General features: G+C 70.4%; 12 protein-coding genes and 3 tRNA genes. 10 read left to right on the forward strand and 5 right to left on the reverse strand.

Going from position 1 to position 26,661, the window contains the following annotated elements; all coding sequences use genetic code 11:
* Positions 1-145 precede the first annotated feature (145 nt).
* From ACIQMX_RS08025 to ACIQMX_RS08035, 3 genes are all read left to right on the forward strand, one after another.
* Positions 146-1,621: an acyl-CoA synthetase gene (locus tag ACIQMX_RS08025; protein WP_402475827.1), complete on the forward strand. Its 1,476-nt coding sequence runs from the start codon at positions 146-148 to the stop codon at positions 1,619-1,621.
* Positions 1,614-2,963: a carboxyl transferase domain-containing protein gene (locus ACIQMX_RS08030; protein ID WP_402475828.1), complete on the forward strand. Its 1,350-nt coding sequence runs from the start codon at positions 1,614-1,616 to the stop codon at positions 2,961-2,963. The genes ACIQMX_RS08025 and ACIQMX_RS08030 overlap by 8 nt, the downstream gene beginning before the upstream one ends.
* Positions 2,964-3,046: 83 nt before the next feature.
* Complete coding sequence (locus ACIQMX_RS08035; RefSeq protein WP_402475829.1) at positions 3,047-3,844, forward strand: VOC family protein; 798 nt, start codon at positions 3,047-3,049, stop codon at positions 3,842-3,844.
* A 508-nt stretch (positions 3,845-4,352) separates the two neighbouring features.
* Here the strand turns inward: ACIQMX_RS08035 and ACIQMX_RS08040 are convergent.
* On the reverse strand, positions 4,353-12,302 hold the full coding sequence (locus ACIQMX_RS08040) for a ricin-type beta-trefoil lectin domain protein (protein ID WP_402475830.1): 7,950 nt from the start codon (positions 12,300-12,302) through the stop codon (positions 4,353-4,355).
* A gap of 580 nt (positions 12,303-12,882) precedes the next feature.
* On the opposite strand from ACIQMX_RS08040, the gene ACIQMX_RS08045 reads away from it, so the two are divergent.
* The gene (locus tag ACIQMX_RS08045; RefSeq protein WP_402475831.1) at positions 12,883-16,074 is read left to right on the forward strand and encodes an FG-GAP-like repeat-containing protein; all 3,192 of its coding nucleotides are present in this window, start codon (positions 12,883-12,885) and stop codon (positions 16,072-16,074) included.
* Positions 16,075-16,316: 242 nt separating this feature from the next.
* Here ACIQMX_RS08045 and ACIQMX_RS08050 read toward each other — a convergent pair whose 3' ends face one another.
* A complete protein-coding gene (locus ACIQMX_RS08050) occupies positions 16,317-17,588 on the reverse strand; it encodes an MFS transporter (protein ID WP_402475833.1) in 1,272 nt (423 codons plus the stop codon).
* A 420-nt stretch (positions 17,589-18,008) separates the two neighbouring features.
* Here ACIQMX_RS08050 and rsgA point away from each other — a divergent pair, with 420 nt between their 5' ends.
* Both rsgA and ACIQMX_RS08060 read left to right on the forward strand, forming a co-directional pair.
* Positions 18,009-19,079: a ribosome small subunit-dependent GTPase A gene (rsgA, locus tag ACIQMX_RS08055; RefSeq protein WP_402476472.1), complete on the forward strand. Its 1,071-nt coding sequence runs from the start codon at positions 18,009-18,011 to the stop codon at positions 19,077-19,079.
* A 17-nt stretch (positions 19,080-19,096) separates the two neighbouring features.
* Positions 19,097-19,843, forward strand: coding sequence for a methyltransferase domain-containing protein (locus ACIQMX_RS08060; RefSeq protein ID WP_363069688.1), 747 nt, complete (start codon positions 19,097-19,099; stop codon positions 19,841-19,843).
* A gap of 463 nt (positions 19,844-20,306) precedes the next feature.
* On the opposite strand, the gene ACIQMX_RS08065 is transcribed toward ACIQMX_RS08060, so the two are convergent.
* From ACIQMX_RS08065 to ACIQMX_RS08075, 3 genes are all read right to left on the reverse strand, one after another.
* Positions 20,307-20,380, reverse strand: a tRNA-Ile gene (locus tag ACIQMX_RS08065).
* A gap of 245 nt (positions 20,381-20,625) precedes the next feature.
* Positions 20,626-20,698 (reverse strand) — tRNA-Asn (locus tag ACIQMX_RS08070).
* Between the two features lie 5 nt (positions 20,699-20,703).
* Positions 20,704-20,776: transfer RNA gene (locus ACIQMX_RS08075), tRNA-Asn, on the reverse strand.
* Positions 20,777-20,956: 180 nt separating this feature from the next.
* Between ACIQMX_RS08075 and ACIQMX_RS08080 the strand changes: the two genes are divergently transcribed.
* The 4 genes from ACIQMX_RS08080 (at position 20,957) to ACIQMX_RS08095 (ending at position 26,601) form a co-directional block, all read left to right on the forward strand.
* Entirely contained in the window at positions 20,957-21,256 is a 300-nt protein-coding gene (locus tag ACIQMX_RS08080) for a YtxH domain-containing protein (RefSeq protein WP_363069928.1), read from the forward strand.
* Between the two features lie 67 nt (positions 21,257-21,323).
* Positions 21,324-22,769, forward strand: coding sequence for an FGGY family carbohydrate kinase (locus ACIQMX_RS08085; RefSeq protein ID WP_402475835.1), 1,446 nt, complete (start codon positions 21,324-21,326; stop codon positions 22,767-22,769).
* Between the two features lie 167 nt (positions 22,770-22,936).
* Positions 22,937-24,670: an ABC transporter ATP-binding protein gene (locus tag ACIQMX_RS08090; RefSeq protein WP_363069666.1), complete on the forward strand. Its 1,734-nt coding sequence runs from the start codon at positions 22,937-22,939 to the stop codon at positions 24,668-24,670.
* On the forward strand, positions 24,670-26,601 hold the full coding sequence (locus ACIQMX_RS08095; protein ID WP_363069664.1) for an ABC transporter ATP-binding protein: 1,932 nt from the start codon (positions 24,670-24,672) through the stop codon (positions 26,599-26,601). Before ACIQMX_RS08090 ends, ACIQMX_RS08095 begins: the two co-directional genes overlap by 1 nt.
* The last annotated feature ends 60 nt before the right edge of the window (positions 26,602-26,661 follow it).

The following is a 26,661-nucleotide window of genomic DNA, read 5'->3' on the forward strand; positions in this document are numbered from 1 at the left end:
GACCGGGAGCGAAGGCCTGAGCCGGGACGCCCGAGGCAGGACGGAATCGCGTCAGCGTGCCGGGACGCTCTCAGGCAGTACGGAATCGCGTCAGCGTGCCGAGACGCCTGAACGCGGACCGAAATCGCCCTAGGGTCGCAGGGTGATGCCACTTCTGCCTGCACTCCAGGACGCGTCCGCCCCGGCGGCCGCCCGCGAAGCCGTCCGGTTCGACGATGTCTCCCTGTCCTACGCGCGGCTGGCCGCCGCCGCGGACGCGCTCGCGGCCCGGATCGCCGGCGCGGACCGGGTCGCGGTCTGGGCCACGCCCACCGCGCAGACCGTGATCGCGGTGGTGGCCGCGCTACGGGCGGGGGTGCCCGCCGTGCCGCTGAACCCGAAGACGGGCGAACGGGAGCTGGCGCACATCGTCGCGGACAGCGCGCCGGCCACCGTGCTGGCCTCGGCCTCCGACGTGCTGCCGCCCGCGCTGGCCGGCCTGCGACGGCTGGACGTGGTCACGGACGCGGCGCCACCCGCGACGGCCGGGGCGCCCGCCGGTGCCGGATTCCCCGAGCCCTCCCCCGAGTCCCCCGCCCTGGTCGTGTACACCTCCGGCACCACCGGCCCGCCCAAGGGCGCCGTCCTGCCGCGCCGGGCGATTGCCGCCTCGCTGGACGCCCTGGAGGACGCCTGGCAGTGGACCGGTGACGACGTCCTCGTCCACGCCCTGCCCCTGTTCCACGTGCACGGTCTGATCCTGGGCGTCCTCGGCCCGCTGCGCCGGGGCGGTTCGGTACGCCACCTCGGCCGGTTCTCCGCCGAGGGCGTGGCCCGGGAGCTGGGATCGGGCGGCACGATGCTGTTCGGTGTGCCGACGATGTACCACCGGCTGGCGGACGCGCTGGCGGAGCCGTCGGCCCCGGGCGGCCTCGCGAAGGCCCTCGCGGGCGCGCGGCTGCTGGTCTCCGGTTCGGCCGCGCTGCCGGTCCACGACCACGAACGGATCGCGGCCGCGACCGGCCGCCGGGTCATCGAGCGGTACGGCATGACGGAGACGCTGATGAACACGGGCGTCCGGGCCGACGGCGAACCGCGCCCCGGCACGGTCGGCGCACCCCTGCGCGGCGTCGAGCTCCGTCTGGTGGAGGAGGACGGCACGCCGCTCGCGGACCCCGCGTCCATCGGCGAGATCCAGGTACGCGGCCCGAACCTGTTCACCGAGTACCTGAACCGCCCCGACGCCACCGCCGCGGCCCTCACCGCCGACGGCTGGTTCCGTACGGGTGACATGGCCACGCTCGACCCCGACGGGTACGTCCGGATCGTCGGCCGCAAGGCCACCGACCTGATCAAGAGCGGCGGCTACAAGATCGGCGCCGGCGAGATCGAGAACGCGCTCCTGGACCACCCGGGCGTCCGGGAGGCGGCCGTCACCGGTGAGCCGGACCCGGACCTGGGCGAGCGGGTCGTCGCCTGGGTGGTGCCGGCCGATCCCGCGTCCCCGCCCTCGGCCGATGCACTGGCCGGTCATGTCGCCGCCCAGCTCTCCCCGCACAAGCGCCCGCGCACGGTCCGCTACCTGGACGCGCTGCCGCGCAACGACCTGGGAAAGATCATGAAGCGGTCCCTCCATGACTGACCGCCCGGCGGCCCGCGAGGCGATCGCCGCCCTCACCGCCGACTTCACCGAGTCCGCCGCACCCACCGGGGACACCGCGGGCGACGGGCCGCTCGACTGGTCCGGGTACGCCGAGTCCCGGGCCCGCGCCACCGCCCGTACCGGCGAGCAGGAGTCGGTCGTCCACGGCACCGCCACGGTCGGCGGCCGGCCCTGTGTGCTGATCTCCTTCGAGTTCGGCTTCCTCGGCGGCTCGCTGGGACAGCGCACCGGCGACCGGCTGGAGGCGGCGTACGAGGAGGCCGTGACCCGGCGGCTGCCCCTCGTCTCGCTCATCGCGACGGGCGGCAGCCGGATGCAGGAAGGCATGATCGCGCTCACCCAGCTGCACCGGGTGGCCCGCGCCTCGGCCCGGCTGCGCGCGGCCGGGCCGGCGCAGCTCGCGGTCCTGCGCGACCCGACGACCGGCGGCGGCTGGGCAACCCTGGGAGCGGGCGCCGACGTGATCCTGGCGCTGCCGGGCGCACAGGTCGGGTTCGCCGGCTCCCGGGTGCGGCCGGCGGGCGCGGACCCGGGCGCCTACACCGCCGAGGGCCAGCTGGCGGCAGGCCAGGCCGACGCGGTCGTCCCGCCCGGCGAGCTGCCGGCCACGGTGGGCCACTGGCTGCGGCTGCTCGCCCACCGCGACACCCCGCCCGCGCCCGCCCCGGTCCCGGCCGCGCTCTCCCCGGCCGGGCTCCCCCGGACCGGCTGGGACGCGGTGCTCCGGGCCCGGTCCGTGTCCCGGCCGCACGCCGAGGCGTATCTGGACGCCTACTTCACCGTGCGGCTCCCGTTGAGCGGCGACCGCTGCGGGGGCACGGATCCGGGGCTGCTGTGCGGGTTCGGGCTGCACGACGGCGAGCCGGTCGCGTACGTGGCGCAGTGCGGGACCGCGACCCGCCCGGCCGGCTACCGCACGGCGGCGCGGGTGATCAGGCTGGCCGACCGGCTCGGGGTCCCGGTCCTCACGCTGGTCGACACCCCGGGTGCGGCCAACGACGCGGCGGCGGAGCGCGCCGGTGCGGGCGCGGCCATCGCCGACGCCTTCGCGGCGATCGCGGCGGCACGGGTCCCCGTCACGACGCTGGTGATCGGCGAGGGCGGCTCGGGCGGGGCGCTGGCCCTGGCGGCGCCGGACAACACCCACGTCACCGCGGACAGCTACTTCTCCGTCATCGCCCCGGAGCTCGCCGCGGCGATCCTCAAGCGCTCCCCGGACCAGGTGCACGCCACGGCCGGCCAGCTGCGCCTGCGCCCGCAGGACCTGGTGGACCTCGGCGTCGCCCGCTCGGTCGTACGGCGGGACCCGCCGGTGCGGTGACCCGTGTCCGCCCGGCGCGCAGGAGGGGCGGGGGGTGGCTAGCGTGGCAAGGGGGCCGTTCCCATGTGAGGAGATGACCGGTCATGGCCGCAGAGCCGAAGGGCACACCCTGCTGGGCCGACGCGACGTTCGGCGACCTGGAGGGCGCGAAGCGCTTCTACGGTGAGGTGCTGGGCTGGACGTACGGCGAGTCGCTGCCCGAGTACGGCAACTACACGCAGGCCTACGTGGACGGGAAGGCGGTCGCCGCCCTGTCCCCGCCCATGCCCGGCCAGGACGCCCCGCCCGCCTGGTGTCTGTACCTCGCCACGCCGGACGCGACGGCCACCGCCGCCCAGGTCCGCGAGAACGGCGGCACGGTCCTGGTGGAGCCGATGCGGGTCGGCGAGTTCGGGACGATGGTGCTGGCGAGCGACCCGGGCGGCGCGGCGTTCGGGGTGTGGCAGGCGGGCACCCACGAGGGCTTCGAGGCACGGACGGTGCCCGGTGCGTACGCCTGGGCCGAGATCTTCACCCGGGAGCCGGAGAAGGCGGACGCCTTCTTCCCGGCGGTGTTCGGGTACGGAGTCAAGCGCATGGTCGACGACGCGGTCGACTTCACGCTGTACGACCTGGGCTCGGACCCCGTGCTCGGCCGGATGAAGATGACGGAGGAGTTCCCGCCCGAGGTGCCTTCGTATCTGAACGTGTACTTCACCGTGGCGGACTGCGACGCGGCGGTGGAGAAGGCGAAGTCACTCGGGGCGGAACTCCGGTTCGGCCCGATGACCATGCCGTTCGGCCGCTTCGCCGCGCTGACCGACCCGCAGGGCGCCGCGTTCTCGCTGATCGACGGGACGACGACCGGGGGCGACATGCCGGAGATCGAGGACGTCTCCTGACCGGTCGCACGGACCCTCCGCCGGTTCAGAGCCTGTCGGGCGGCCTCTGACCGGGCGGCCACGCCCCGGCACGCACGCTTCATGCCCTGGCCGGCCCTGGAGACCGTGCTCCCGGGCGCTCGCACAACCGACCCACGGAGATCGACAACCCGCCGCCTTGTACTCCACCCGGTCGTGAACGCTGCCGTCCACCACTGCCGTCAGACGCACCAGAGGCCCCACCGGGATCCGTTCCGGTGGGGCCTCTGTTTTCAGTCCGGATGCTCAGGTCATCAGCGACCGCGGCAGCCAGGACCTCAATGGAACACTAGCGACGGCGGAAGGCAACTAGTACTCCCACCAGAAGTCCACTTCCTCATGCAACCGGGATCGGAAGCATTTCGAATGCGCATAGAGAATCTGGCGGACCTCCTCAGAAAGTGGGCCCACTTTGATTCGCATCGCAAATGGATCTTCGCTTTCCCGGATGACGAGATAGCAGAAGCAGCACACTGGATTCGCGCTCATCTCAGCCATCTTGGTCGTACCACCTTCCGCTGGCTATGCGCCCTCTCAGGGACGACTCCGTAAGGTTGAAGGTAGTAATCGCTTCCCCGCCGGGGAAACTGCGGATGGCGGCGTCATGTGTTCCCCCGGCGGCTTGCCTCAGGTACACACGAGCCAAATTGTCCCCACTCCCTTGCCAGAGAACCCGGTCCGCATTCGCGACAAGGTCTTGAATGTCAGCTTCATTCATTCCGTCATCCGCGGCCGCCAATGCCCCGTGAAGGCTCCGGTCCGCACCCGAAGGCTGCTCACCGCCGCCGCCGCCCCACATGTCGTCACTCATGGCGTCTGCGCGCGGCTTGGGAGTATCTCCCATATCGCAGTAGCAATCGTCCGCGTGCCCGGGATCGTCACAGTTGTGGACGAGAGCCGATGCAGCATCCGCCACCACATAGTACGTGTGCAGGTCGGACACGGTCAGGTTGTGCACCGTGGCGTCCTGCGCGGTCCATCGGCGGATCGCGGTGATCTGGACGTAGGTACCTGCGCTGGTTTGGAGCCGTTCACCGGACTTGAGGTCGGTGGCGTCGATCCACTCGCCGAGCTCGGGAACCCAGAACGGGTGGCCGTCGGTCGCAGTGATCCGGGCCGTCTTCGAACCGCTCCGGCCGTCGAGGTCGATCGTGACCTCGACCAGGTGCTTGAGCCCCTGGCCCTTGATCTCGGCGGTGACCGTCTCGACGACGGTCTCACCGGTCTTCGGGTCGGTCGCGACGACCTTGTCGCCGGCTTCGACCTTCTCGATCGGCTTGGCCGAACCGTCGGCCATCAGCACCTTCGTGCCGGGCACGAAGCTGTTGCAGGAACCGCCCCCGTCGGCCTTGCCCGAGCCGCCGCCACCGCTGGTGCCGCCCTTGCTGCGGGAGGAGCCGCCGGACTTTCCGCCGCCCCCGCCCCCGGAGCTCTTGCTGCCGCCGGACCCCTTGCCGCCGCCCTTGGCCGAACTCGGGTGGGAGGTGGCCTTGGGTGCGGCCTTGGCCTGGGACTGCTTCTGGACGGCGTTACCCGTCTTCCGCTTCGCGGCGGCCGCTTCGTCGGCTTTTCGCTTGGCGGCTTCGGCGGCCTTCTTCTTGGCTCTCTGCGCGGCCTCCTTCTTGGCCTTCTCGATGGCCAGCTTCTTGGCCTTCAGCGCCGCGGACTCGGCGGCCTTGGCTGCCTTGAGGACCAGCTCAGCGGCCCGTTTGGCCACCTTGAACGCCTTGATGGCATCGATGGTGCGGTTGACCGCCTTGATCACCGACGGGATCTTCCCGAGCTTGGTCCACGGGATGGCGTCGACGACGATACTGACGCAGGACCACATGTCGCCGCCGAAGCAGGCCATGGCGTCGTTGATGCCGATGAAGTCCTTCAGCGTCTCCCACGCGACCGCCAGGATGACGGAGGTGAGGGACTTGCCCTGCATCGCCTGCGCCTGCGCGACCTGCGCCGCGGACAGCCCCGCGCCGGCGAGGGCCGCGGCCTTCTCGGAAGCGCTCAGGACGATCGACTCACCGGTCGGGTCGGAGTAGGTGACCGGGTTGTTCTGCGCGTACGCGTACCCGTTGGACTGCAGCGGGTCGTTCAGGTCGAGCACCGGGTCGACGGACAGGAAGCGTCCGACCACCGGGTCGTACAGGCGGGCGCCCAGCGGCTGGAAGCCGGAGGAGTCGTCCCGGGTCTTGCCGAGGAACCCCTTGTGGTTCTTGAGCTCGGTGCCGGTGGTCCCGCGCTCGTTGCCGAAGGGGTCCTGCTTGCGGATGCGGACCGGCATGCCGCCGTAGAGGCCGACCTCCGTGTACGCGCTGCCCTGATGGTCCGTGGTCTGGGCGACCAGGGTCTCCGCCCCGGTGCCGTAGGCGTAGCGCATGACCGCGCCGCCCGGGACCCCGTAAGTGCGCTGGGTGTTGACCAGCGCACCGCCCTGCTGGGCGGTCACCTCGGCCTCGCCCAGGTGGAGTGTCGCCTGCTTGCCCTGAATGGTGAGCAGGCGAGCGCCGTCGGCGCCGTAGATGTGACGGGTGTCGTTCTGCGGCAGCCACTGCTGGGCGGCCTGGGCCGCGGCACAGGTGGCGAGCACGATCGGCGTCGCGTTCGCGTTCACCGCGCCCTGGACCGCCAGGCAGAGGCCGGAGGCCGAGTGGATCAGCTGCCCGGTGGCGTTGCGCTTCAGCTCCTGCGCGGCCGAGCCGTTGCACTTCTGGATCTTCAGTGCCGACCCGGCCGTGTTGGCGGCGGGCTGGAGGCACCAGGTGCCGTGCACCGAGAGCGTGCCCTTGTCGGGATCCGTCTGCGGCGCCGAAGCCGTGCCCGGGGTGGGCGTGAACTTGAAGTTCTGCGCTGCCGAGGCGTTGCAGGCGTAGAGCTGGATCGACTGGCCGGCGGCGGCCGTGCCCGACTCCAGGTCCAGGCACTTCTGGCCGAGCCCCACGTACGGGGTCTTGCCGCCGGTGCCCGCACCGGTGATCCGGTCGACCTGGCCGTCGTAGGTCCAGGACAGGTCCTGCTTGTCACCGTTCTCGACCGAGGTGACCGACTTGGTCTCGCCGGTCAGCTCGTACAGCCGGGTGGCCTCGGCCGTGACCTGTGCCCCCGCGGGGGTCGTGTAGGTCTTCGACACCTTGGTCAGCGTGTGCGGCTGGTCCTTGGCGGCGCTCTTGCCGTACGCGTACGTGGAGACCGCGTTCTTCGTGGTGTCGCCGGAGAGGTCGTTCTCGGTCAGCTTCGTGCGGTTGCCGAGCAGGTCGTACTCGTACTCCTGCCAGTAGCCGGAGTCATCCGTGCCCGACGCTGCCCGGAGCGTGCCGTCCGTGTTCTTGTTGAGCGAGCCGTCCGGGTTCCGCGGGTTGACGCAGCTCGTCCGGTCTTTGGAGGTCCAGGCCGACTTCAGCTGTCCCAACGGGTCGTAGACGAAGCACTGGCGCTCCGCGATCCCGGTGGACTTCTCCTCGATCGAGGTGACGTTTCCGGCCGGGTCGTAGCTGTACGCCCGGTCCGAGACGAGGCTGCCGCCGACGACGCTCTTGTCGGCAGTGGCGTCACCCTTCTCGCGGTAGACCGACTGCTCGGTGAGCTCGCCGCTGCCCTCGTCGAAGGCGCTCTGCGCCCACACGCGGTAGGGCTGGGCCCCGAGCGTGGAGCGGAGCACCTGGCCGTAGGCGTCGTAGGTGGTCTCGGAGCCGTACCAGTCCTTGCCGGAGATGGAGAGCGGCTTGCCGTCCTTGTTGTAGCGGACGACCAGCTTCTCGGCGTCGAACGAGCCCACCGCCGGGAGGGTGGTCTCGTCCAGCATGCCGCGCTCGTTGTACGTGTAGTCGTACGTGTAGTCCTTCTTGAAACCCCACGTGTCGACGATGGACTGCGGCAGGGACAGCGTGGTCGAGGTCGGCTGGTACTCCTTCGTGTAGCCGTTGACCTTCTGCGTGTACGCCTGGGAATCGGTGTAGCGGGTGGCGGTGGCGGGCATGCCCTTGCCGCCCGGGGCAGTGTCGTACGTGAACGAGGAGAGCAGCTTGCCGGCGGAGCTGTCCTCGCGCGTCTCCTTCGGACGCGACAGCTCGTCGTAGCCGTTCCAGACCTTGACGCCACGGGCGTTGGTCTTCGTCTCGAGCCGGCCGAAGGCGTCGTAGGTGGTGCGGGTCGTGCCTGCGTCGGGGTCGGTCGCCGACTCCACCCGGCCGTTGTGGTCGTACGTCCACGACCAGGGGTGCGTCGTGTCCGCCGAGGCGCTCGCCGTCTGGAGCTGGCCGCGCGCGTCGAACCGGTAGCGGGTGGACGTGAATCCGCCGGGGGCGGCCGGGTTGAGGGTGTCCGTGCGCACGGTGCGGCCGGTCGCGTCGGTCCAGACGCGGTAGGACGAGTCGCCCTCCGGCTGGATGACCTTCGACCAGTCCTCGCCGTACTCGTAGCGGACGGCCCGGTCCTCGTACGCCTTGGAGAAGGACTCCTTGGTGTCCGGGTCGATCCACTTGAGGTAAGGCGTCTCCTTCAGCACGCGGCCGAGACCGTCGTAGGTGTAGCGCGTGATGTTGGGGACGGTCGTGTCGGCGAGCGGGCTGAACAGCTCGCCCGGCTTCGCCTCGTCGGTCAGGTAGGCGTTGTTGGTCTGGTAGACCTCACCGGAGCTGTTGTACAGCGTGTCCGTGATCAGCCAGCCGGCGTCGCCGTCCGCCTCCTCCTGCGTCTGCCGCTCACGGCCGAGACCGTCGTACAGGGTGACGGAGGACTCGATCCGGTCCTCGTAGCCACGCGCGTACGTGGTGACGTAGGGAGGCTTGCGGATCTTGATCTTCGAGTCGGTGGGGTCCGTCTCCTCCTTCGGGACGGTGTAGACCGCACGGAAGTCCGGGATCCCGGAGCCGGGGACCCGGCCCGGGGCCCAGGCCTCGGCGAGCCGGCCGAGCGGGTCGTACACGGCCTCGCTGACCAGGTTGTTGACGTCGGTCGTCTTGACGGTGACCGAGCGGCCCGGCTCCAGCTCCTGGATCTGGCGCTGCCCGAGCACGTTGGTCGTGGTGACCTTGAAGACCTGGCCCGTGGCCGGTCCGATGGAGTCGTAGGCGATCGTGGAGGACTTGGGGATCAGTTGCTTCAGCTGTTCCGCCGAGGTCTCCTTGACCACGCGTCCGACGGAGTCGAACTCCTTGGTGCCTGTGGTCTGGAAGCCGGTGCCGGCGCCGTTGAGCGTCCACAACTCGGTGGCCAGGCCACGCGTGGCGGAGCCGAGCGCGGTGCCGTAGGCCGTGCCGTCGTAAGCGGTTCGGGTGGCGCCGCTCAGCGAGCCGAGGTCGGTCCAGTCGGCGTTCGCACAGGTCGTCGGCGAGACCAGGACCTGCTTGGACAGACCGATGAGGTTCTTGTCGGGCCGGTGCAGGTACTCCAGCTTCGTGCAGGACTCGTCACCGGTCTTGGCGGCGTCGGCGTCGCCCAGCGACTCGACCTCGGTCGGCAGACCGTACGTCGCGTCGTACTTCGAGGACGTCCTGACCGTGCGCAGTTTGCGCGGGTCATCGGTGTTGGTGCCGGACGACCTGGTGTACGCGATCTCCTCCGGCTCCGTGACCCGCCAGGCCCGCAGCGGGCTCAGGCCGTCGTCGCGGTCCCGCTTGGCGAGCTCGGTGGCCTCCGGCTTGGTGACCGAGCGGGACAGCCAGTCGGAGTCGGCCTTGGTGGAGTCGGCGTACGTGAGCTCCTCGGCGATCCGGCCGGCGAACGGCTCCCGGTCCTTGGCTATCTCGGCGCCGGTGATGTCCTTGACGGACACGGTGTCGCCGAGACCCCGGAAGAAGCGGGTGACGGCCTTGGAGCGCTGGTCGGCGGTGTCCGCGGTGTCCTCGACGACCGGGCCCGTCAGGACCGTGGTCTGCTCGAAGCCCGCGAACTGCGAGTAGGTGCGCTGGGACTTCTTGGAGAACTCGGCCTCGGCGAGCTTCCAGGCCGGGTTCTTGTACCGGTACTCCGTCCTGGTGGTGAAGTTGCCGTCGATGTTGGGCAGTTCCTCGACGGTGTCCACGGTGTACTTGTGGAACCAGTCGATGTCCTCGACCTCGGGGTCGGGGTTCCAGAAGGCCGGGTAGCAGAGCCGGTCGTTCCCCTTGAGCTGCGCCTGCAGCCGGGCCATGGCCGTGGCACGGTCCTCGCCCGGCTGCTGGTCGAGCAGGGGAAGGTTGCCGCTGAGGCAGTCGCCCTCGATCGGCTTGTACGTGACGATGGTCTCGCCGCCGTACTCGTTGACGACGCGGCCGATGCGCAGCCGGGAGAAACCGGGGCGCTCCGTGTGGACCGCCTTGACGCGGTTCGGCATGTCCTCGGTGTTGGGCTCGAACCGCACCGTGTTGAGCTGCACGCTCGCGTCGGTGGAGCCCTTGCGGGCGTAACCGGTGCGCTGGACGGACTCCAGCCACAGGGCCGTGTTCGGGCCGGTCAGCAGCTTGGCGAAGCTCTGCTTCAGCTGGTACTCGTCGACGACCTGGCGCGCCGCGGTGTCGGTGCGCCGCTGGGCCGAGGTCGTGATCGTTTCGAGGCGCTTGCGGGACCAGAAGGACGGGCCGGCGTTCCAGCACTTCTTGCCGGACTCGCAGCGCATGTCGACCGGGGTGTCGAACCAGGGCCGGTAGTTGCGCGGGTCCTTGGAGGCGAAGTTGGCGTCGGAGCAGGTGACGTCGTCGACGGTGTAGCAGCGCTCCTTCACCGCGAAGCCGACCCGGGCCGGGGCGGTCGCGGTGAAGATGGTGTCGCTGCGCTGGCCGTAGTCGATGTGGTCGAGCCAGCCGTCACGGTCGTAGGCGACCGGGTCCTTGAAGTTGAAGTTGCGGGCGTAGTAGTTCGGGACGTCCTTCTTCCACCACATCGACATGGCGTTGCCATGGATGTCCTCGATGTAGTCGAGGCCCCAGCGCCAGCCCTGCGTGCACCAGGACTTCGTCCAGTCGGTGGTCGTGGGGCCCTTGTAGCAGTCCTCGTCCGCGTGGTTGCCGTAGACCGGGACCGTGAGCACCGAGTCGGTGGTCGGGTCGTCGGCGGCGTCGCCGTGGTTGGACCAGCCCGGGAGCTTGTTCTTGCCGAAGTGGTACTTCGTGCCGTCCTTGGTGGTGACGATCCAGTACTCACCGTCCTTGGCGCCGTTGCCGGTGTCCTCGCCCTTGATCACCTGGACGGTGGAGCCGTCGCCGTTGGCCGTGAACCACTTGCCCTTGGAGGCGTCCCAGACCAGCTCGGTGGTCATGCCGGCGAGGGAGAGGGTGGCGTTCTCCGAGCCCCAGCACAGGTCCGCGGTGCGGTGGGTGGCGTTGTTGGAGCCGGCCTTCTTGGAGTCCTGGCGGCAGTTGGCGTACGTACGGGTGATGGAGCCCGCGTTGTAGTCCCAGCCGTCACCGATCCAGGAGGCCTGGTTGTTCGACGAGGACGTGCGGCCGTCGACCGACTGCGAGGAGTACGCCAGGTTGACCTTCGGCATCAGTCCGCCGGCGGTCTCCGGGACCTGGATGTCGTACGAGTAGGTGAAGGCGCCCGAGGAGGAGCCCGACGCCCAGGAGCCCGAGGACAGCAGCGGCGAGGCCGTGAAGTCGCCGGAGACCGAGGAGCCGGTGTCGAGGCCGCCGACGGCGGCGCCGCCGTTCGCGGAGACCGCGGGCTGGACGCCGTCCCGGTAGGAGGCCTTGGTCGCCCCGGAGGGAACGAAGCCCTCGCCGACCAGGCTGGAGACCGGGATGCTGCCGCTGAGGACCTTGCGCGTGGCGGCGTTGCCGGCCGTCTTCGTCCTGGTCGGCGCGTCCTTGGCGGCGACGGTCTTCACCGTGCTGCGCAGGCGCTGGAAGTCCTTCTTGCCGTTCTTGACGTCCTTGTCCCCGTCGGAGAGGGACATCGTGCTCGTACCGCCGCCGTCGGCGCAGTCGCCCTCGTTCGGGGAGGAGTAGACGCACTCGGGCAGCAGCATCAGTCCGAAGCGGTCGGCGGCCTGCGGACCGTAGAGGTCGGCGAAGCCCGTGGTGTCGATGCTGATCGCCACTTCGGCGGCCGGGTCGACCGTCGCCGGCGGAGTCAGCTTCATGACGATGCCGGAGACGCCCGCGTCCTGCGAGGTCGTCTGCGGGGCCACGCCCACGGTCCAGTCGCCGGCGAGGGCGGCGGGGTCACCGCCCTCGGGGACACCGATGGCGACCGGCAGGTTGTTGCTGACCGGCTCGGTGGTGCCGGGCGCGCTGCTCGCGTCGAGCGTGGCCTGACCGGTACCGGAGGTCCACGCGGCGGTGGCGGTGGGCGTGTACGGGGCGACCGGATTCTCCGGAGCCAGGGTCAGGGTCTTGTCGGCGGCCGCGTCGCCCTCGACGCTGGTGGCCTCCGGCAGGTCCGGGAGGCCGACCTGGGCGATCGACTCCTCGCGGCTCATGCCGGGGCCGGGAACGGCGAGCGCCTCACTGCCCAGGGCGGTCACGGTCAGTGTCGAGGACAGCAGAAGGACGATCGCCGTGCGGCTTCGCCGCCGGCGCCGTCGTTGTGAATCCGTCGTGGCTAGGCGTCCCCGCCCCACCCACGACAGCGGACCTGAAGCACGCATACGCGTCGACTCCCACCCTGGCAGTTCGAACAATGGACGAGGTGCGGAAACACCGGATGGCACACCTCTGCCTCAGACGCGTGCGTGCGCACTCTCTGGCATGTTCGACACATATTCAAGATCGAAAAGTGGCGCCAAGGGGCTGCGGAAGTGATCTGCGACACGGGGTGAACCGCATCAGACCGCTTCACTGACGGCTAATCAGGAAAGCGAGGGGCATTCCGGTGGTCACCGTCAATACGGACCCAGAAAAGCCTTGAATCGGTCTTGGTTGACAACCCGTCGAGTCGTGTCGGCTTCAACTCCGCACGGCCGTAACAAGTTCATAAACCCTTCACGCATGGACGCAAGTGCTTCACATGTGTGATCGTGTGCCCGCCTTCTGCCCCCGCGGCCTGCCCACTGGGGCTGTCTGTGCTGTCCTCAATCCGCCTGGTTCCCACCGGAGTAGACCGCCGTGACCGCGCCGCCCCGTTTTCTCAGCCCCTTCGTGCGCACGCGCACGCGGCTGGCCCTGACCCTCGGCCTCGTGCTGGCCGCCCTGACCGCTGCCTTGCTGCCGTGGTGGCAGCCCGGCGGCTCTTCCCCGACCACCGCCGACGGGGCCACCGGAGCCACCGACGCCGCACCCGCCTCCACCGGCCCGCGCGACGAGGCCACGGCGATGGCCCAGGCCCTGCGCACCCACGCGCAGGTCCTCGTCGACACGGCGACCAGCGCCACCACGCTGACCTGGGCACTGCCCGACGGCCACTTCAAGACCCGGATCACGGCCGCGCCGATCCGGGCGAAGAACGCCAAGGGCGAGTGGGCCCCGATCGACAACACGCTGAAGCGAACGGCCAAGGCACCCAAGGGTCTTGGTATCGCTCCCGCGAACCCGGCCGTGCCCGTCCGCTTCGCGAGCGGCACCGACCGCAAGGCGCGCGCCGACCGCTCGTTCACCCGCACCGGAACGCCGGGTGAGACGGTGCTCGCCGAGGTCGAACTCGACGGCCACACCGTGGCGTACACCTGGCCGGATGCCCTTCCCGTGCCGGTCCTGGACGGGCCGCGCGCCCTCTACTCCGAGGTTCTCCCGGGTGTCGACCTGCTGCTCGTCGCCCGGGAGGAGGGCGGCATGGCGCAGGTCCTGATCGTCAAGACCTCCGAGGCGGCACGGCAGGAAGCGCTCAGAACCGTCTCGTACGGCCTCAACTCCGCCACGGCCGTGTTCCGTCAGGACCGCAAGGCCAGCAGGGTCCGGGTCCTGGACAAGGCCGGCAAGGAGGTCGGCTCGATCCCGACGCCGTTCGCCTGGGACTCCAGCGGCCGTGACCCCGAGCTCGCCGAAGGCACCCCGAACCGCAGCTCCGTCGCCACGCCCGCCGACGTGCTCAAGCTGTCGGGCCTGACCGGCATCGAGCCCGGCGCGCAGTCGGCGCCGCTGCCGATCACCCTGGACGGCGAGAACACCCACGCCGCCCGGCTCGGCCTCGGCTTCGCCGCCACCGGTCTGGCGGCGCGCAAGGACGTCACGTACCCGCTGTTCGTCGACCCGCCGCTGAACCCCGGCTGGGACGCGTGGACGGTGGCCTACAAGCCCTACCCGAGCACCAGCTTCTTCAACGGCACCAACTTCTCCTCCGGCACCTCCGACGCCCGCGTGGGCCACGAGGACGACAGCGGCGGCACCGCCCGCTCCTTCTGGCGGATGGACTGGTCGAAGAGCATCAAGGGCGCGAAGATCACCAGCGCGACCTTCAAGGTGCTCAACAACCACTCCTGGTCCTGCACGAAGCGCGAGTTCCAGCTGTGGCGTACCGGCGCGATCTCGTCCGGCACGACGTGGAACGCGCAGCCGAGCTGGTCCGACGAGATCGAGCGCAAGTCCTTCGCGCACGGATGGTCGGCGAGCTCCTGCGCGGACGCCTACGAGGACTTCGACGTCAAGGACGCCGCCCAGTACGCCACCGACAGAGGCGATTCGAGCGTCACCCTGGGCATGCGGGCCACGACCGAGTCGGACACCCAGACCTGGCGCAAGTTCAAGGCGACCTCCGCGACCATCGAGGCCGTCTACAACCGCAACCCCTCGGAGCCCACGGCCGGTTCCTCGAAGCCCGGCGGCCCCTGCACTCCCGGCCCCGGCGCGGGCGTGACGGTCGGAAAGACCAACATCACCCTGTCGGTGACCGCCAAGGACCCCGACAACAACATGAGCAAGGTCCGCTTCCGGTTCTGGAAGACCGGCGGCACGGTCCCGACCGGTGTCGAGGTCCCGATCGGTGGGTCCGGCGGCACCGCCACGTACACCATCCCGTCCAGCGATCCGCTGCTGAAGGACATCACCACCAACACCACCTTCTCCTGGGACGCCATGGGCAAGGACTCGGCGGGCGCGACGTCCAGCACCTATCCGCCGGGCACCGAGCCCTGCCGCATCACGGTGGACCCGAGCGGCCCGTCCCAGCCCGTCGTCACCAGCGACGTGTTCCTCAAGGCCACCGCGGACGGCGCCACCTGGGCGACGGTGAAGTTCGGCCTGCCCGGCCCGATCGCCTTCGAATCGCCGGGGGCGGTGAAGTTCACCTACGCGTGGGGCGGGGGCGGCCCGGTCACGGTCACCGCCAACGCCGACGGCCTCGCCACCATCCCCGACCTGCGGCCGCCGAACGCCGGCCCCAACACGATCCAGGTCTACGCCTACGACAGCCTCGGCAACGCGAGCGCACGGACGGACTACACGACGTACCTCCCGCCGAGGGACAACGCCGACGGCCCCGGCGACACGGGCGGCGACGGCACGCCGGACCTGCTCGTCATCGACAGCGCCGGCGTTCTGCGGACGTACCCCGGCCAGCCGGGCGGTGAGCTGTACGGCCAGCTGAACTCCTCGTACACGCGAGGCGCCGACGGCACGCCGGCCTCGGCCCCCACCAGCCACTGGTACAACGCGACGACGGGCAAGGCCGCGCTGATCGCGCACTACCAGGACGCCTACCCGGGCGACGGCACGACGGACCTCTTCGCCGTCAATCCGGACGGCGGGTTCTGGCTCTACCCGGGCGACGGTTACGGCTCGTTCGATGTCGGACGGCGGTTGAAGATCCGCCTCCCCTCGAACGCGCCCGCACCATCCACCTGGACCCAGCTCAAGGCCATCGGTGACATCAACGGCGACAAGCTGCCCGACCTGGTCCTGCGCACCGACGTGGGCTTCTGGGTGCTCTCCGGCTACAGCGGCGCCACCTTCCGGGCCGCGACCCTGATGAACGCGGACGCCTGGGGGCGCCGCGACATCGTCAACCTCGCCGACATGAACAAGGACGGCACGCCCGACCTGCTCTGGCGCAACCTGGACAACGGCAACATGTACGTCCGGCACGGCAAGCCGGGCTCCGTCGTCGGCAGTGTCGATCTCAACTCCCTGATGCTGGCGGCGAACTCGCTCAAGGGAGATGTCCCGTTCGGCACCAGCTGGACCGAGGCCAACGTCAACACGGCGATCGGCATTCCGGACATCAACAACGACGGCATTCCGGATATCTGGGCCCGGTTCGCGTCGGACGGGCACATGGCCGTCTACCACCCGTCCACCACCAACACCAACGCTCCGGTGAAGACGGTCATCGGGTCCGGCTGGAACGAGAAGCTGACCTTCGGGTGATCCGACCCGTCTGAGCCCCGGCGCCCGCGAGGGCGCTGTGGTTCCATGCCGTCCCTCTTCGCCCCCGCCGAGCGCACGAGCCCGGCGGGGGCGAAGCCGTTCGCGCGGCGATCGCGGCGGGGCCGATGACGTGGGCCACGGCCCGGGCACAGGTGGTGGTCACCGCCGTGGGCGGGCCGGTCCCGTGTTGTCCACGAAACCGCGGTGGGCCACGGAGAAGGGCTCGCCGCGCCCCCGCCGGGTCAGGCCTCCGGTTCCCGCGCGTCGTAGCGGGCGAACCCGGGCCAGCGCAGCGCGAGCAGCGTCACCGCGGCCACGCACGCGATCCCGCCTCCGGTCACGGCGAGGCCCGGGGACGCCAGGTCGGCGACGGACCCGGCCAGGAAGTCCCCGAGCCGCGGGCCGCCCGCCACGACCACGATGAAGACGCCCTGGAGCCGGCCCCGCATCTCGTCGGGCACGGCGGCCTGGAGCATGGTGTTGCGGAAGACCATGGACGTGGTGTCGGCGGCGCCCGCGAGGGCCAGAAAGACCAGCCCGAGCCAGAGCTGCCGGGTCAGTCCGAACACGGCGATGGCGGTGCCCCAGCCCGCGACGGCGAACACCACCGTGAGCCCCTGCCGCCGGATCCGCCCCAGCCAGCCGGAGAACACCCCGCCCAGCAGCGCCCCCAGCGCCGGGGCCGCGACGAGCAGCCCGGTGGTCTTCGCGTCGCCCCCGTACCAGAGCCCGGCGACGACGGGGAACAGCGCGCGCGGCTGGGCGAGCACCATGGCGCACAGGTCGGTGAAGAACGTCATCCGCAGGTTGGGCCGGGTCCCGAGGAACCGCAGCCCGTCCAGCACGGAGGCCCGTCCGGCGCCCCCGGCCTTCTCCTCGCCCCGATCCGGCAGCATCGAGGGCAGCCGCCACATCGCGTACAGCGAGGCCGTGAAGGTGATCGCGTCGACTCCGTACGCGGCCCGGTACCCCCACCAGCCGACGATGAGTCCGCCGAGCATCGGTCCGACGAGCATGCCCGTGGTGCTGGTCATCGAGCTCAGCGCGTTCGCCGCGGGCAGCTGCTCGGGCGGCAGCAGCCGGGCGATCATCGAGCTGCGGGCGGGCGAGTTGAGCGCGAAGCAGACGGCCTGGAGGGCGACGATCCCGTACAGCAGCCCGACCTGCTCGACCCCGGCCACGGTGACCGCCACCAGCCCCGCCGACAGCAGGAACGACCCGAAGGCACTGGCCAGTCCCAGCTTGCGCCGGTCGACGGTGTCGGCGACCGCTCCGCCGTACAGCCCGAAGACGACGAGCGGCACGAGCGAGCAGAACCCGATGAGCCCGACGGAGAAGGCGGAGCCCGTGAGGTCGTACACCTGGAGCGAGACGGCGAGCGAGGTCATGCCCTGCCCGACCCAGGAGACCGTGTTCCCGAACCAGAGCCGCCGGTAGTCGGGCGAGGTTCGCAGCGGGGTCAGGTCGGCGAATATTCGGGTGCGGGATACATCGGGTTCGGTCGTTTCGGTCACGGCGCATCGTAGCGACCGGCCCGCGGCACGGTTCGGGGGCCGGGGACCACCGCCCCGGCGGACGGGGCCGGCCGACCGGGCCGAAGGGGTCGTGCCGGATGCCGTCGGTGATCCACGTCTCCGATGTGCCGCCTTCACGGTGTCGGCGTCCGCGGAAGTGTTAACGTTCAATCAGCGACGACACGTTCGCACGGAGATTCCAAGGAGGTGAGTTGCATGGTCACGGTGGAGACGGCCGCTGCGCGCGGTGCCCGGATCATCCTCACTTCCCGGGCCTCGCTCTGACTCTCGCCTGCCTTCCTCCCCCATAGGGAGCGTTCTCGGCATGCCTGTGGTCCGGCGGGCCCCCTTTCAAGGGTCTCCACGTTGTCCCGTCAACTCACTTCACATCCATCCGATCCCTCTCTCCCCGCGCGCGTCCTGACCCCGGCCGACTTCGGCTGGGACACGGAACGTGAGCGCTCCTTCGCCCCGTCACGGGCTGCCGGACTGGTTCCGGGCCGCGTCGTGCGGGCCGAGCGCGGCCACTGCGACGTCGTCGCCGAGACCGGCCCCGTCCGCGCGGTGGTCATCGCCTCGTCGCCTTCGTCGGGCGCCGGTGACCGGCTGACGCCGTGCACCGGCGACTGGGTGGCCGTCCGCCCGGCCGGCCGGACTGCTTCCGCCGCGGTGGTGGAGGTGCTGGAGCGCCGGACCGTCGTGGTCCGCTCCACCGCGTCGCGTACCTCCCGGGCCCAGGTACTGGCCGCGAACGTCGACACCGTGGCGGTGGCCGTATCCCTGGCCGACCCGCTCAGGCCCGGACGGGTCGAGCGGATGCTCGCCCTGGCCTGGGACAGCGGCGCCACCCCGGTCGTGGTGCTCACCAAGTCGGACCGGTGCGCCGACCCCGGGTCGGCTGCCGCCGAGGTGGCCGAGGTGGCCCCGGGCGTGGAGGTGCTGGTCACCAGCGCCGCCACCGGCGAGGGCCTGGACGTCCTCGCCGCCGTCCTGTCGGGCACGGTCGTCCTGCTCGGGCCCTCGGGCGCGGGCAAGTCCTCCCTCGGCAACAGACTCCTGGGCGAGGATCTCCTGGCGACCGGCGCGGTGCGCGACGGCGACGGCAAGGGCCGGCACACCACCGCGTGGCGGGAGCTGCTGCCGCTGCCCCACGGCGGGGTCCTCCTGGACACGCCGGGGCTGCGCGGTGTCGGGCTGCACGACGCCGGCGAAGGCCTGGACCACACGTTCGCGGAGATCACCGAACTGGCCCGCGACTGCCGCTTCACGGACTGCGCCCACGCCACCGAACCGGGCTGCGCCGTCCTGTCGGCCGTCGAGGAGGGCCACCTCACCCAGCGGCGCCTGGACAGCTACCACCGGCTGCGACGCGAGAACGCCCACGCCGCCTCCCGCACCGACGCGCGGCTGCGCGCCGAGCTGGAACGGCCGCTGAAGGAGATCTCGCGCCAGTTGCGCGCCCTCAAGCGGTCCCCCCACTTCAAGGCATGACGGAAAGGAACACGGTCATGGACCTTCCCCGCATCTTCACCATCCGCGAGAGCGGCCACCGCATCCACAACCCGCTGACCGCGGACAAGCTCGCCACCCTGGGGGCCAGTCTCCGTCTCGCCCCCGGAACACGGGTACTCGACCTGGCCAGCGGCTCGGGCGAGATGCTGTGCACCTGGGCGCGTGACCTGGGCTTCACGGGCATCGGTGTCGACATCAGCACGGTCTTCACCGAGCAGGCCCGGGCCCGCGCCGCCGAACTCGGCGTCGCCGACCGGGTCGAGTTCCTCCACGGTGACGCCGCCGGCCATGTCGCGGACGAGCCGGTCGATCTGGCCGCCTGCGTCGGCGCCACCTGGATCGGCGACGGCGTCGCCGGAACGGTCGGGCTGCTCGACCGCAGCCTGCGTCCCGGAGGCATGATGCTGATCGGCGAGCCCTTCTGGCGGCGGACCCCCGCGGACGAGGAGACCGCCAAGGCGTGCCACGCCACCTCCATCGCCGACTTCCTGCTCCTCCCGGAACTGATCGAGCGGTTCCGGGAGCTGGGGTACGACGTCGTGGAAATGATGCTGTCCGACCAGGACAGCTGGGACCGCTACGCCGCGGCCCAGTGGCTCAGCATGCGCCGCTGGCTCGATGAGAACCCGGACGACGAACTCGCCCCCGACGTACGGGAGGAACTCACCACCGAGCCCGCCCATTACGCGCGCTACGGACGTGAGTACCTCGGCTGGGGCGTCTTCGCCCTCATGAAGCGCTGACAGCCTGTGCGGGGCCCGGACGTCGCTCCGTCCGGGCCCCGCACAGAAGGGCGGCGCCCTCACCCGGGGCGAGCGGGACGGCACGATCCGGCCGGAGTGCCCTTGCGAAGGAGCGCTGCCGGCCGGTCGCCGTGGCCGCGGCCACTCGCAGGCCACAGCCCTGCCGGGCCCGATCCGACGGACCCGGAGCCCGACATCCACCCACGGCGCCGTGAGTCGAACGCCACACGCAGAGCTCCCCGTGGCTCGCCGCCGGCGGCACGGGCGGGGAGGTGCGGCCGTGGGACCGCCGTCAACCCGCCCGCGGGCGCCGGACCGCAGAAGCCCGGGTCGAAGCCGATCAGGACTCGTCCGGGATGTGTGAAGACCCGCGTTCGCCACACCCCGTGAGGCGAACGGTGCACGCACAACGCCCCAGAAACACGTTTCCCCAGGTCAGAACGATTCTGCCTGGGGATGACGGTGGGGCGGGTGGGACTCGAACCCACGGCCGACGGATTATGAGTCCGCTGCTCTAACCGGCTGAGCTACCGCCCCTTTTCGGCGTGGCGCGTACATGTGTGCGCGCCGTCTGCCGCAGCATAGCCGGTCATACGATCTCTCGCTCCGGTTGCCCGGCTACTGATGACCATGAAGACCGCGCTGCTCGCTGCCCGGTTCCGGCCCACGCGAAGTTGACGCGAAAGAGTCACCCGAGCCCCACCGGCATCACCGCGGCGGGCTCTTCGCGGGCCGGACCCGGACACACGAAAAAGGACCCCGCAGGGCCCTCTTCCGTTCCGCTCCCCCGACTGGACTCGAACCAGTAACCCTCCGGTTAACAGCCGAATGCTCTGCCAATTGAGCTACAGGGGATCGCGCTCCCCCGACTGGACTCGAACCAGTAACCTGCCGGTTAACAGCCGGCTGCTCTGCCAATTGAGCTACAGGGGATTGCTGCGTTGCCTCGAACGTACCTGCCTGGCTGCTGCCGGGCGGCGCGCGTTCGCTGCGACACATACATTAGCGCAAGCAGGGGGGTGCTTTGCCAATCGGTATCGCCCGGGGTGATCTCGGGCGCCTGCGGGTAGGCGAGCAGCACACGTCGCACGGAGCGAAGGAAGGGTGGCAGCCATGCGGTACCGGCTCACGTTCATCGCCGGAGTGGCCCTCGGTTACGTGCTCGGCACGCGTGCCGGGCGCGAGCGTTACGAGCAGCTGAAGAAGTCCGCACGCCAGTTCGCCCAGAACCCGGCCGTGCGCAACACCTGCGAGACGGCGGCCCAGAGCGGCCGCCAGTTCGCGGGGAAGGCGTACCACGCGGTCGAGGAGAAGGTCGGCGACAAGATGCCGGCGTCGGTGTCGGACCGGGTGCGGTCGCTGCGCGGGCGCGGGGCGAACGGTGAGGACGACTGGGGAACGACGAACACCTGAGCCCCCCGTCGTCACATCTGCCGCACCACCGGTCGGGAAACCTCCGGAGGTGCGGCAGAATCCATGTATGGGCATAGTCGCCGGCTTGGACAGTTCATCCGCCTTCACGCACATCGTGGTCTGCGATACGGACACGGGTGCCGTACTGCGTCAGGGATACGCCGCACATCCCGTGGACGCGAAGGCCAGCGAGGTCGATCCTCAGGCGTGGCTGCTCTCACTCGGTGAGGCGGCCGCCGGCGGCCTGCTCGAAGGGGTGCAGGCCATCGGTGTGTCGGCCCAGCAGCACGGGCTCGTGCCGCTGGACCACCAGGGCAATCTCGTACGCCCGGCGCTGCTCGGCAACGACCGGCGGGCGCAGGTCGCCGCGGCCGATCTGATCGACGGGCTGGGCGGGCGGCAGGCCTGGGCCGAGGCGGTCGGGTCGGTGCCGCAGGCGTCGCAGCCCGTGGCGAAGCTGCGGTGGCTGGCGCGGACCGAGCCGGACCTGGCGCAGCGGGTCGCCGCGGTGCTCCAGCCGCACGACTGGCTGGTGTGGCAGCTGCTGGGCCGGCCGGCCCGGCGCACCACCGACCGGGGGGCCGCGTCCGGTACGGGCTACTGGTCGGCGGGCAGCGGGTCGTACCGGCCGGATCTGGTGGAGCTCGCGCTGGGGCGCCAGGCGGCGCTGCCGGAGGTGCTCGGCCCGTCCGACGCGGCGGGGACGACGCCCGAGGGGCTGCTGATCTCGGCGGGCACGGGCGAGACGATGGCGGCGGCGTTCGGGCTCGGGGTCGCGGTCGGTGACGCGGTGGTGTCGCTGGGGGCGTCGGGTTCGGTGATGGCGGTGCACCACGAGGCGCTGGCGGACCCGACCGGGATGATCACGTCCTTCGCCGATGCCACCGGGATGCATCTGCCGGTGGTCCACACGTCGAACGCGGTACGCGCGCTGCGCGGCACCGCCGAGATGCTGGGGGTGGACGGGCTGGAGGAGCTGTCGGCGCTGGCGCTGAAGTCGACGCCGGGCGCCTCGGGGCTCGTACTCCTGCCGTACCTGGAGGGCGAGCGCACGCCGGATCTGCCGCACACCGCCGGGACGCTGAGCGGGCTGCGGCGCGAGTCGATGAAGCCGGAGCATCTGGCGCGGGCGGCGTTCGAGGGCATGCTGTGCTCGCTGGCCGACGCGCTGGACGTGCTGCGCGGCCGCGGAGTGGAGGTGCGGCGGGTGTTCCTGCTGGGCGCCGCCGCCGAACTGCCGGCCGTACAGGGGCTGGCACCCATGCTGCTGGGTACCCAGGTGGTCGTGCCGCAGCCGGCGCAGTACGCGGCGCTGGGTGCGGCCCGGCAGGCCGCCTGGGCGCTGGGTGTCTCGGAGGGGACGCTGGACGGGCGTACTCCCCCGGCGTGGCAGGGCGCTGCGGCTCAGTTGCTGGAGCCCGGCGAGGAGCTTCCGGTCGGGCAGGCGGTGCGCCAGCAGTACGTGGCGACGCGGGACCAGATCCACCCGGGGGCGTTCGACGCCGCGCGCTGAGGCGAGTGCGCTCGGTGACGTGTCCGGGCCCGTGGTGCGGTCCGGACCAGGGAATTATGGACCCGGTCCGTTTTTTGACCTGGACTTGAATAAAAACGTTCGCTGTCCCGGTGGGCGGTACCCGAAAATGGGTCGACTCCCGACCTCGCCGACTCCGAGAGACACGCGTGCTCATAAAACTCCTGCGGGCCTATCTCGGCCCGTACAAGAAACCGATCGCGCTGCTGGTCGTCTTCCAGCTGCTGCAGACCTGCGCCACGCTCTATCTCCCCACCCTCAACGCGGACATCATTGACAACGGTGTCGTCCAGGGGGACACGGGCTACATCGTCCAGTACGGCGGCGTCATGATCGTCGTCAGCATCGCCCAGGTGGTCTGCAACATCGGGGCCGTCTACATCGGAGCACGCACCGCGTCCGCGCTCGGCCGCGACGTACGCGCTTCGGTCTTCGACCGGGTGCAGTCGTTCTCCGCGCGCGAGCTCGGCCGGTTCGGCGCTCCGTCGCTGATCACCCGTACGACCAATGACGTGCAGCAGGTCCAGATGCTGGCCCTGATGACGTTCACCCTGATGGTGTCGGCGCCGATCATGTGTGTCGGCGGCATCATCATGGCGCTCGGCCAGGACGTCCCGCTGTCCGCGGTGCTGCTCGCGGTGGTACCGGTCCTCGGCATCGCGGTGAGCCTGATCGTGCGGAAGATGCGTCCGCTGTTCCGGACGATGCAGGAGCGGCTCGACACGGTGAACCGGGTGCTGCGCGAGCAGATCACCGGCAACCGGGTCATCCGCGCGTTCGTGCGCGACGGGTACGAGGAGGAGCGCTTCCGGGGCGCGAACACCGAGCTGACGGACGTGGCGCTGTCCACGGGCCGGCTGATGGCACTGATGTTCCCGACCGTGATGACGGTCGTGAACGTGTCGTCGATCGCCGTCGTCTGGTTCGGTGCGCACCGGATCGACAGCGGCGGGATGGAGATCGGCGCGCTGACCGCGTTCCTCTCCTACCTGATGCAGATCGTCATGTCGGTGATGATGGCCACCTTCATGTTCATGATGGTGCCGCGTGCCGAGGTGTGCGCCGAGCGCATCCAGGAGGTCCTGGAGACCGAGTCCTCCGTGGTGCCGCCGGTGAACCCGGTGCGGGAACTGACGGTCCACGGGCATCTGGAGGTACGCGGCGCGGACTTCCGCTACCCCGGCGCCGAGGAGCCGGTGCTGCGCTCGGTGGACCTGGTGGCGCGGGCCGGCGAGACGACCGCGATCATCGGGTCGACCGGCAGCGGGAAGTCGACGCTGCTCGGTCTCGTACCGCGGCTGTTCGATGTGACGGACGGCCAGGTGCTGGTCGACGGGACGGACGTGCGGACGCTGGATCCGGTGCTGCTCGCGAGGACCGTGGGTCTGGTCCCGCAGAAGCCGTACCTGTTCTCCGGAACGGTCGCGACGAACCTGCGGTACGGGAATCCGGACGCGACCGACGAGGAGCTGTGGCACGCGCTGGGGATCGCGCAGGCCAAGGAGTTCGTCGAGGCGCTGGAGCACGGCCTGGACGCACCGATCGCGCAGGGCGGCACCAATGTCTCCGGCGGGCAGCGGCAGCGGCTCTCGATCGCCCGGACGCTGGTGCAGCGGCCGGAGATCTACCTCTTCGACGACTCGTTCTCGGCGCTGGACTACGCGACGGACGCGGCGCTGCGCGCGGCGCTGCTGCGGGAGACCCGGGGCTCGACGGTGGTGATCGTCGCGCAGCGGGTGTCGACCATCCGTGACGCCGACCGGATCCTGGTGCTGGACGAGGGCCGCGTCGTCGGTTCCGGCAGCCACCACGAACTGATGGACGGCAATGAGACGTACCGGGAGATCGTTCTCTCCCAGCTGACGGAAGCGGAGGCCGCGTAATGGCCGGGCCTGGCGGACGCATGATGGCGGGCGGGGCTCCGACCGACCGGTCCATGGACTTCAAGGGCTCGTCGAAGCGGCTGCTGAAGCGCTTCGCGGCGGAGAAGGCCACCCTGTACGTGATGCTCGTGGCCGTCGCCCTGAGCGTGGCGCTGTCGGTGGTCGGCCCGAAGATCCTCGGCAGGGCCACCGACCTGGTGTTCGCCGGTGTCGTCGGCCGGGGCATGGACGCGGGGACGACGAAGGAGCAGGCCGTCGAGGGCCTGCGCAAGAGCAACAGCGGTCTGGCCGACATGCTCTCCAAGGTGGACTTCACCCCGGGGCAGGGCATGGACTTCGACGCGATCGGCCGGGTGCTGCTCGTGGCACTGGCCGTGTACGTCGGTGCGGGACTGCTGATGCTGGTGTCGACGCGGCTGTCGATCCGGGTGATCAACCGGGTCGTGTTCCAGCTGCGTGAGGACATCCAGACGAAGCTGTCGCGGCTGCCGCTGTCGTACTTCGACCGGGCCAAGCGCGGCGAGGTGCTGAGCCGGGCGACGAACGACATCGACAACATCTCGCAGACGATGCAGCAGACGATGGGGCAGCTGATCAACTCGCTGCTGACCATCATCGGCGTGCTCGTGATGATGTTCTGGATCTCGCCGCTGCTGGCACTGGTCGCCCTGGTGACGGTGCCGCTCTCGGTGGTCGTGGCGGCGAAGGTCGGCAAGCGCTCGCAGCCGCAGTTCGTCCAGCAGTGGAAGGTGACGGGCAAGCTCAACGCCCACATCGAGGAGATGTACACCGGGCACACCCTGGTGAAGGTCTTCGGGCGGCAGGACGAGTCGGCGCGCGACTTCGCCGAGCAGAACGAGGCGTTGTACGAGGCCGGGTTCAAGGCGCAGTTCAACAGCGGGATCATGCAGCCGCTGATGATGTTCGTGTCGAACCTGAACTACGTGCTGATCGCCGTCGTCGGCGGGCTGCGGGTCGCCTCGGGCGCACTGTCGATCGGTGATGTGCAGGCCTTCATCCAGTACTCGCGGCAGTTCTCCATGCCGCTGACCCAGGTCGCCTCGATGGCGAACCTGGTGCAGTCCGGGATCGCGTCGGCGGAGCGGATCTTCGAGCTGCTGGACGCCGAGGAGCAGGACGCCGACCCGTCGAAGGGCGAGGGCGAGTTCCCCGGGGAGCTGCGTGGCAGCGTGTCCCTGGAGAACGTGTCGTTCCGCTACGACCCTCAGAAGCCGCTCATCGAGGACCTCTCGCTGAGCGTCGAGCCGGGACACACGGTCGCGATCGTGGGCCCGACCGGCGCGGGCAAGACGACGCTCGTCAATCTCCTGATGCGGTTCTACGAGGTGACCGGGGGCCGGATCGCCCTCGACGGGGTCGACATCGCGAAGATGTCGCGCGACGACCTGCGCTCGGGCATCGGCATGGTCCTCCAGGACACCTGGCTGTTCGGCGGGACCATCGCGGAGAACATCGCCTACGGCGCGTCCGGCGATGTCACCCGGGAGCAGATCGAGGAGGCGGCGCGGGCGGCCCACGCCGACCGCTTCATCCGCACCCTGCCCGAGGGTTACGACACGGTGATCGACGACGAGGGCTCCGGTGTCAGCGCCGGCGAGAAGCAGCTGATCACCATCGCGCGGGCGTTCCTGTCCGACCCGGTGATACTGGTGCTCGACGAGGCGACCAGCTCCGTCGACACCCGTACCGAGGTGCTGATCCAGAAGGCGATGGCCGGCCTCGCGCACGGCCGTACGAGCTTCGTGATCGCGCACCGGCTCTCCACCATCCGGGACGCCGACGTCATCCTGGTGATGGAGAACGGGTCGATCGTCGAGCAGGGCACGCACGACGAGCTGCTGGAGGCCGAGGGCGCGTACGCACGGCTGTACGCGGCGCAGTTCGCGCAGGCGGTCGCCGAGGTCGACTAGCCGGCTGCGGCCACCTTCCACGGCTGCCTTCCGCGGCTGCCCGGACCTGCGCGCGAGCGC

Origin of the sequence: Streptomyces sp. NPDC091416, assembly GCF_044756845.1 — a bacterium.
Taxonomy (GTDB): domain Bacteria; phylum Actinomycetota; class Actinomycetes; order Streptomycetales; family Streptomycetaceae; genus Streptomyces.

Coding starts and splice junctions, on each gene's coding strand:
- ACIQMX_RS08080 (WP_363069928.1), top strand. CDS start 20,957: ATGCGGTACCGGCTCACGTTCATCGCCGGAGTGGCCCTCGGTTACGTG.
- ACIQMX_RS08030 (WP_402475828.1), top strand. CDS start 1,614: ATGACTGACCGCCCGGCGGCCCGCGAGGCGATCGCCGCCCTCACCGCC.
- ACIQMX_RS08060 (WP_363069688.1), top strand. CDS start 19,097: ATGGACCTTCCCCGCATCTTCACCATCCGCGAGAGCGGCCACCGCATC.
- ACIQMX_RS08025 (WP_402475827.1), top strand. CDS start 146: ATGCCACTTCTGCCTGCACTCCAGGACGCGTCCGCCCCGGCGGCCGCC.
- ACIQMX_RS08095 (WP_363069664.1), top strand. CDS start 24,670: ATGGCCGGGCCTGGCGGACGCATGATGGCGGGCGGGGCTCCGACCGAC.
- ACIQMX_RS08035 (WP_402475829.1), top strand. CDS start 3,047: ATGGCCGCAGAGCCGAAGGGCACACCCTGCTGGGCCGACGCGACGTTC.
- ACIQMX_RS08085 (WP_402475835.1), top strand. CDS start 21,324: ATGGGCATAGTCGCCGGCTTGGACAGTTCATCCGCCTTCACGCACATC.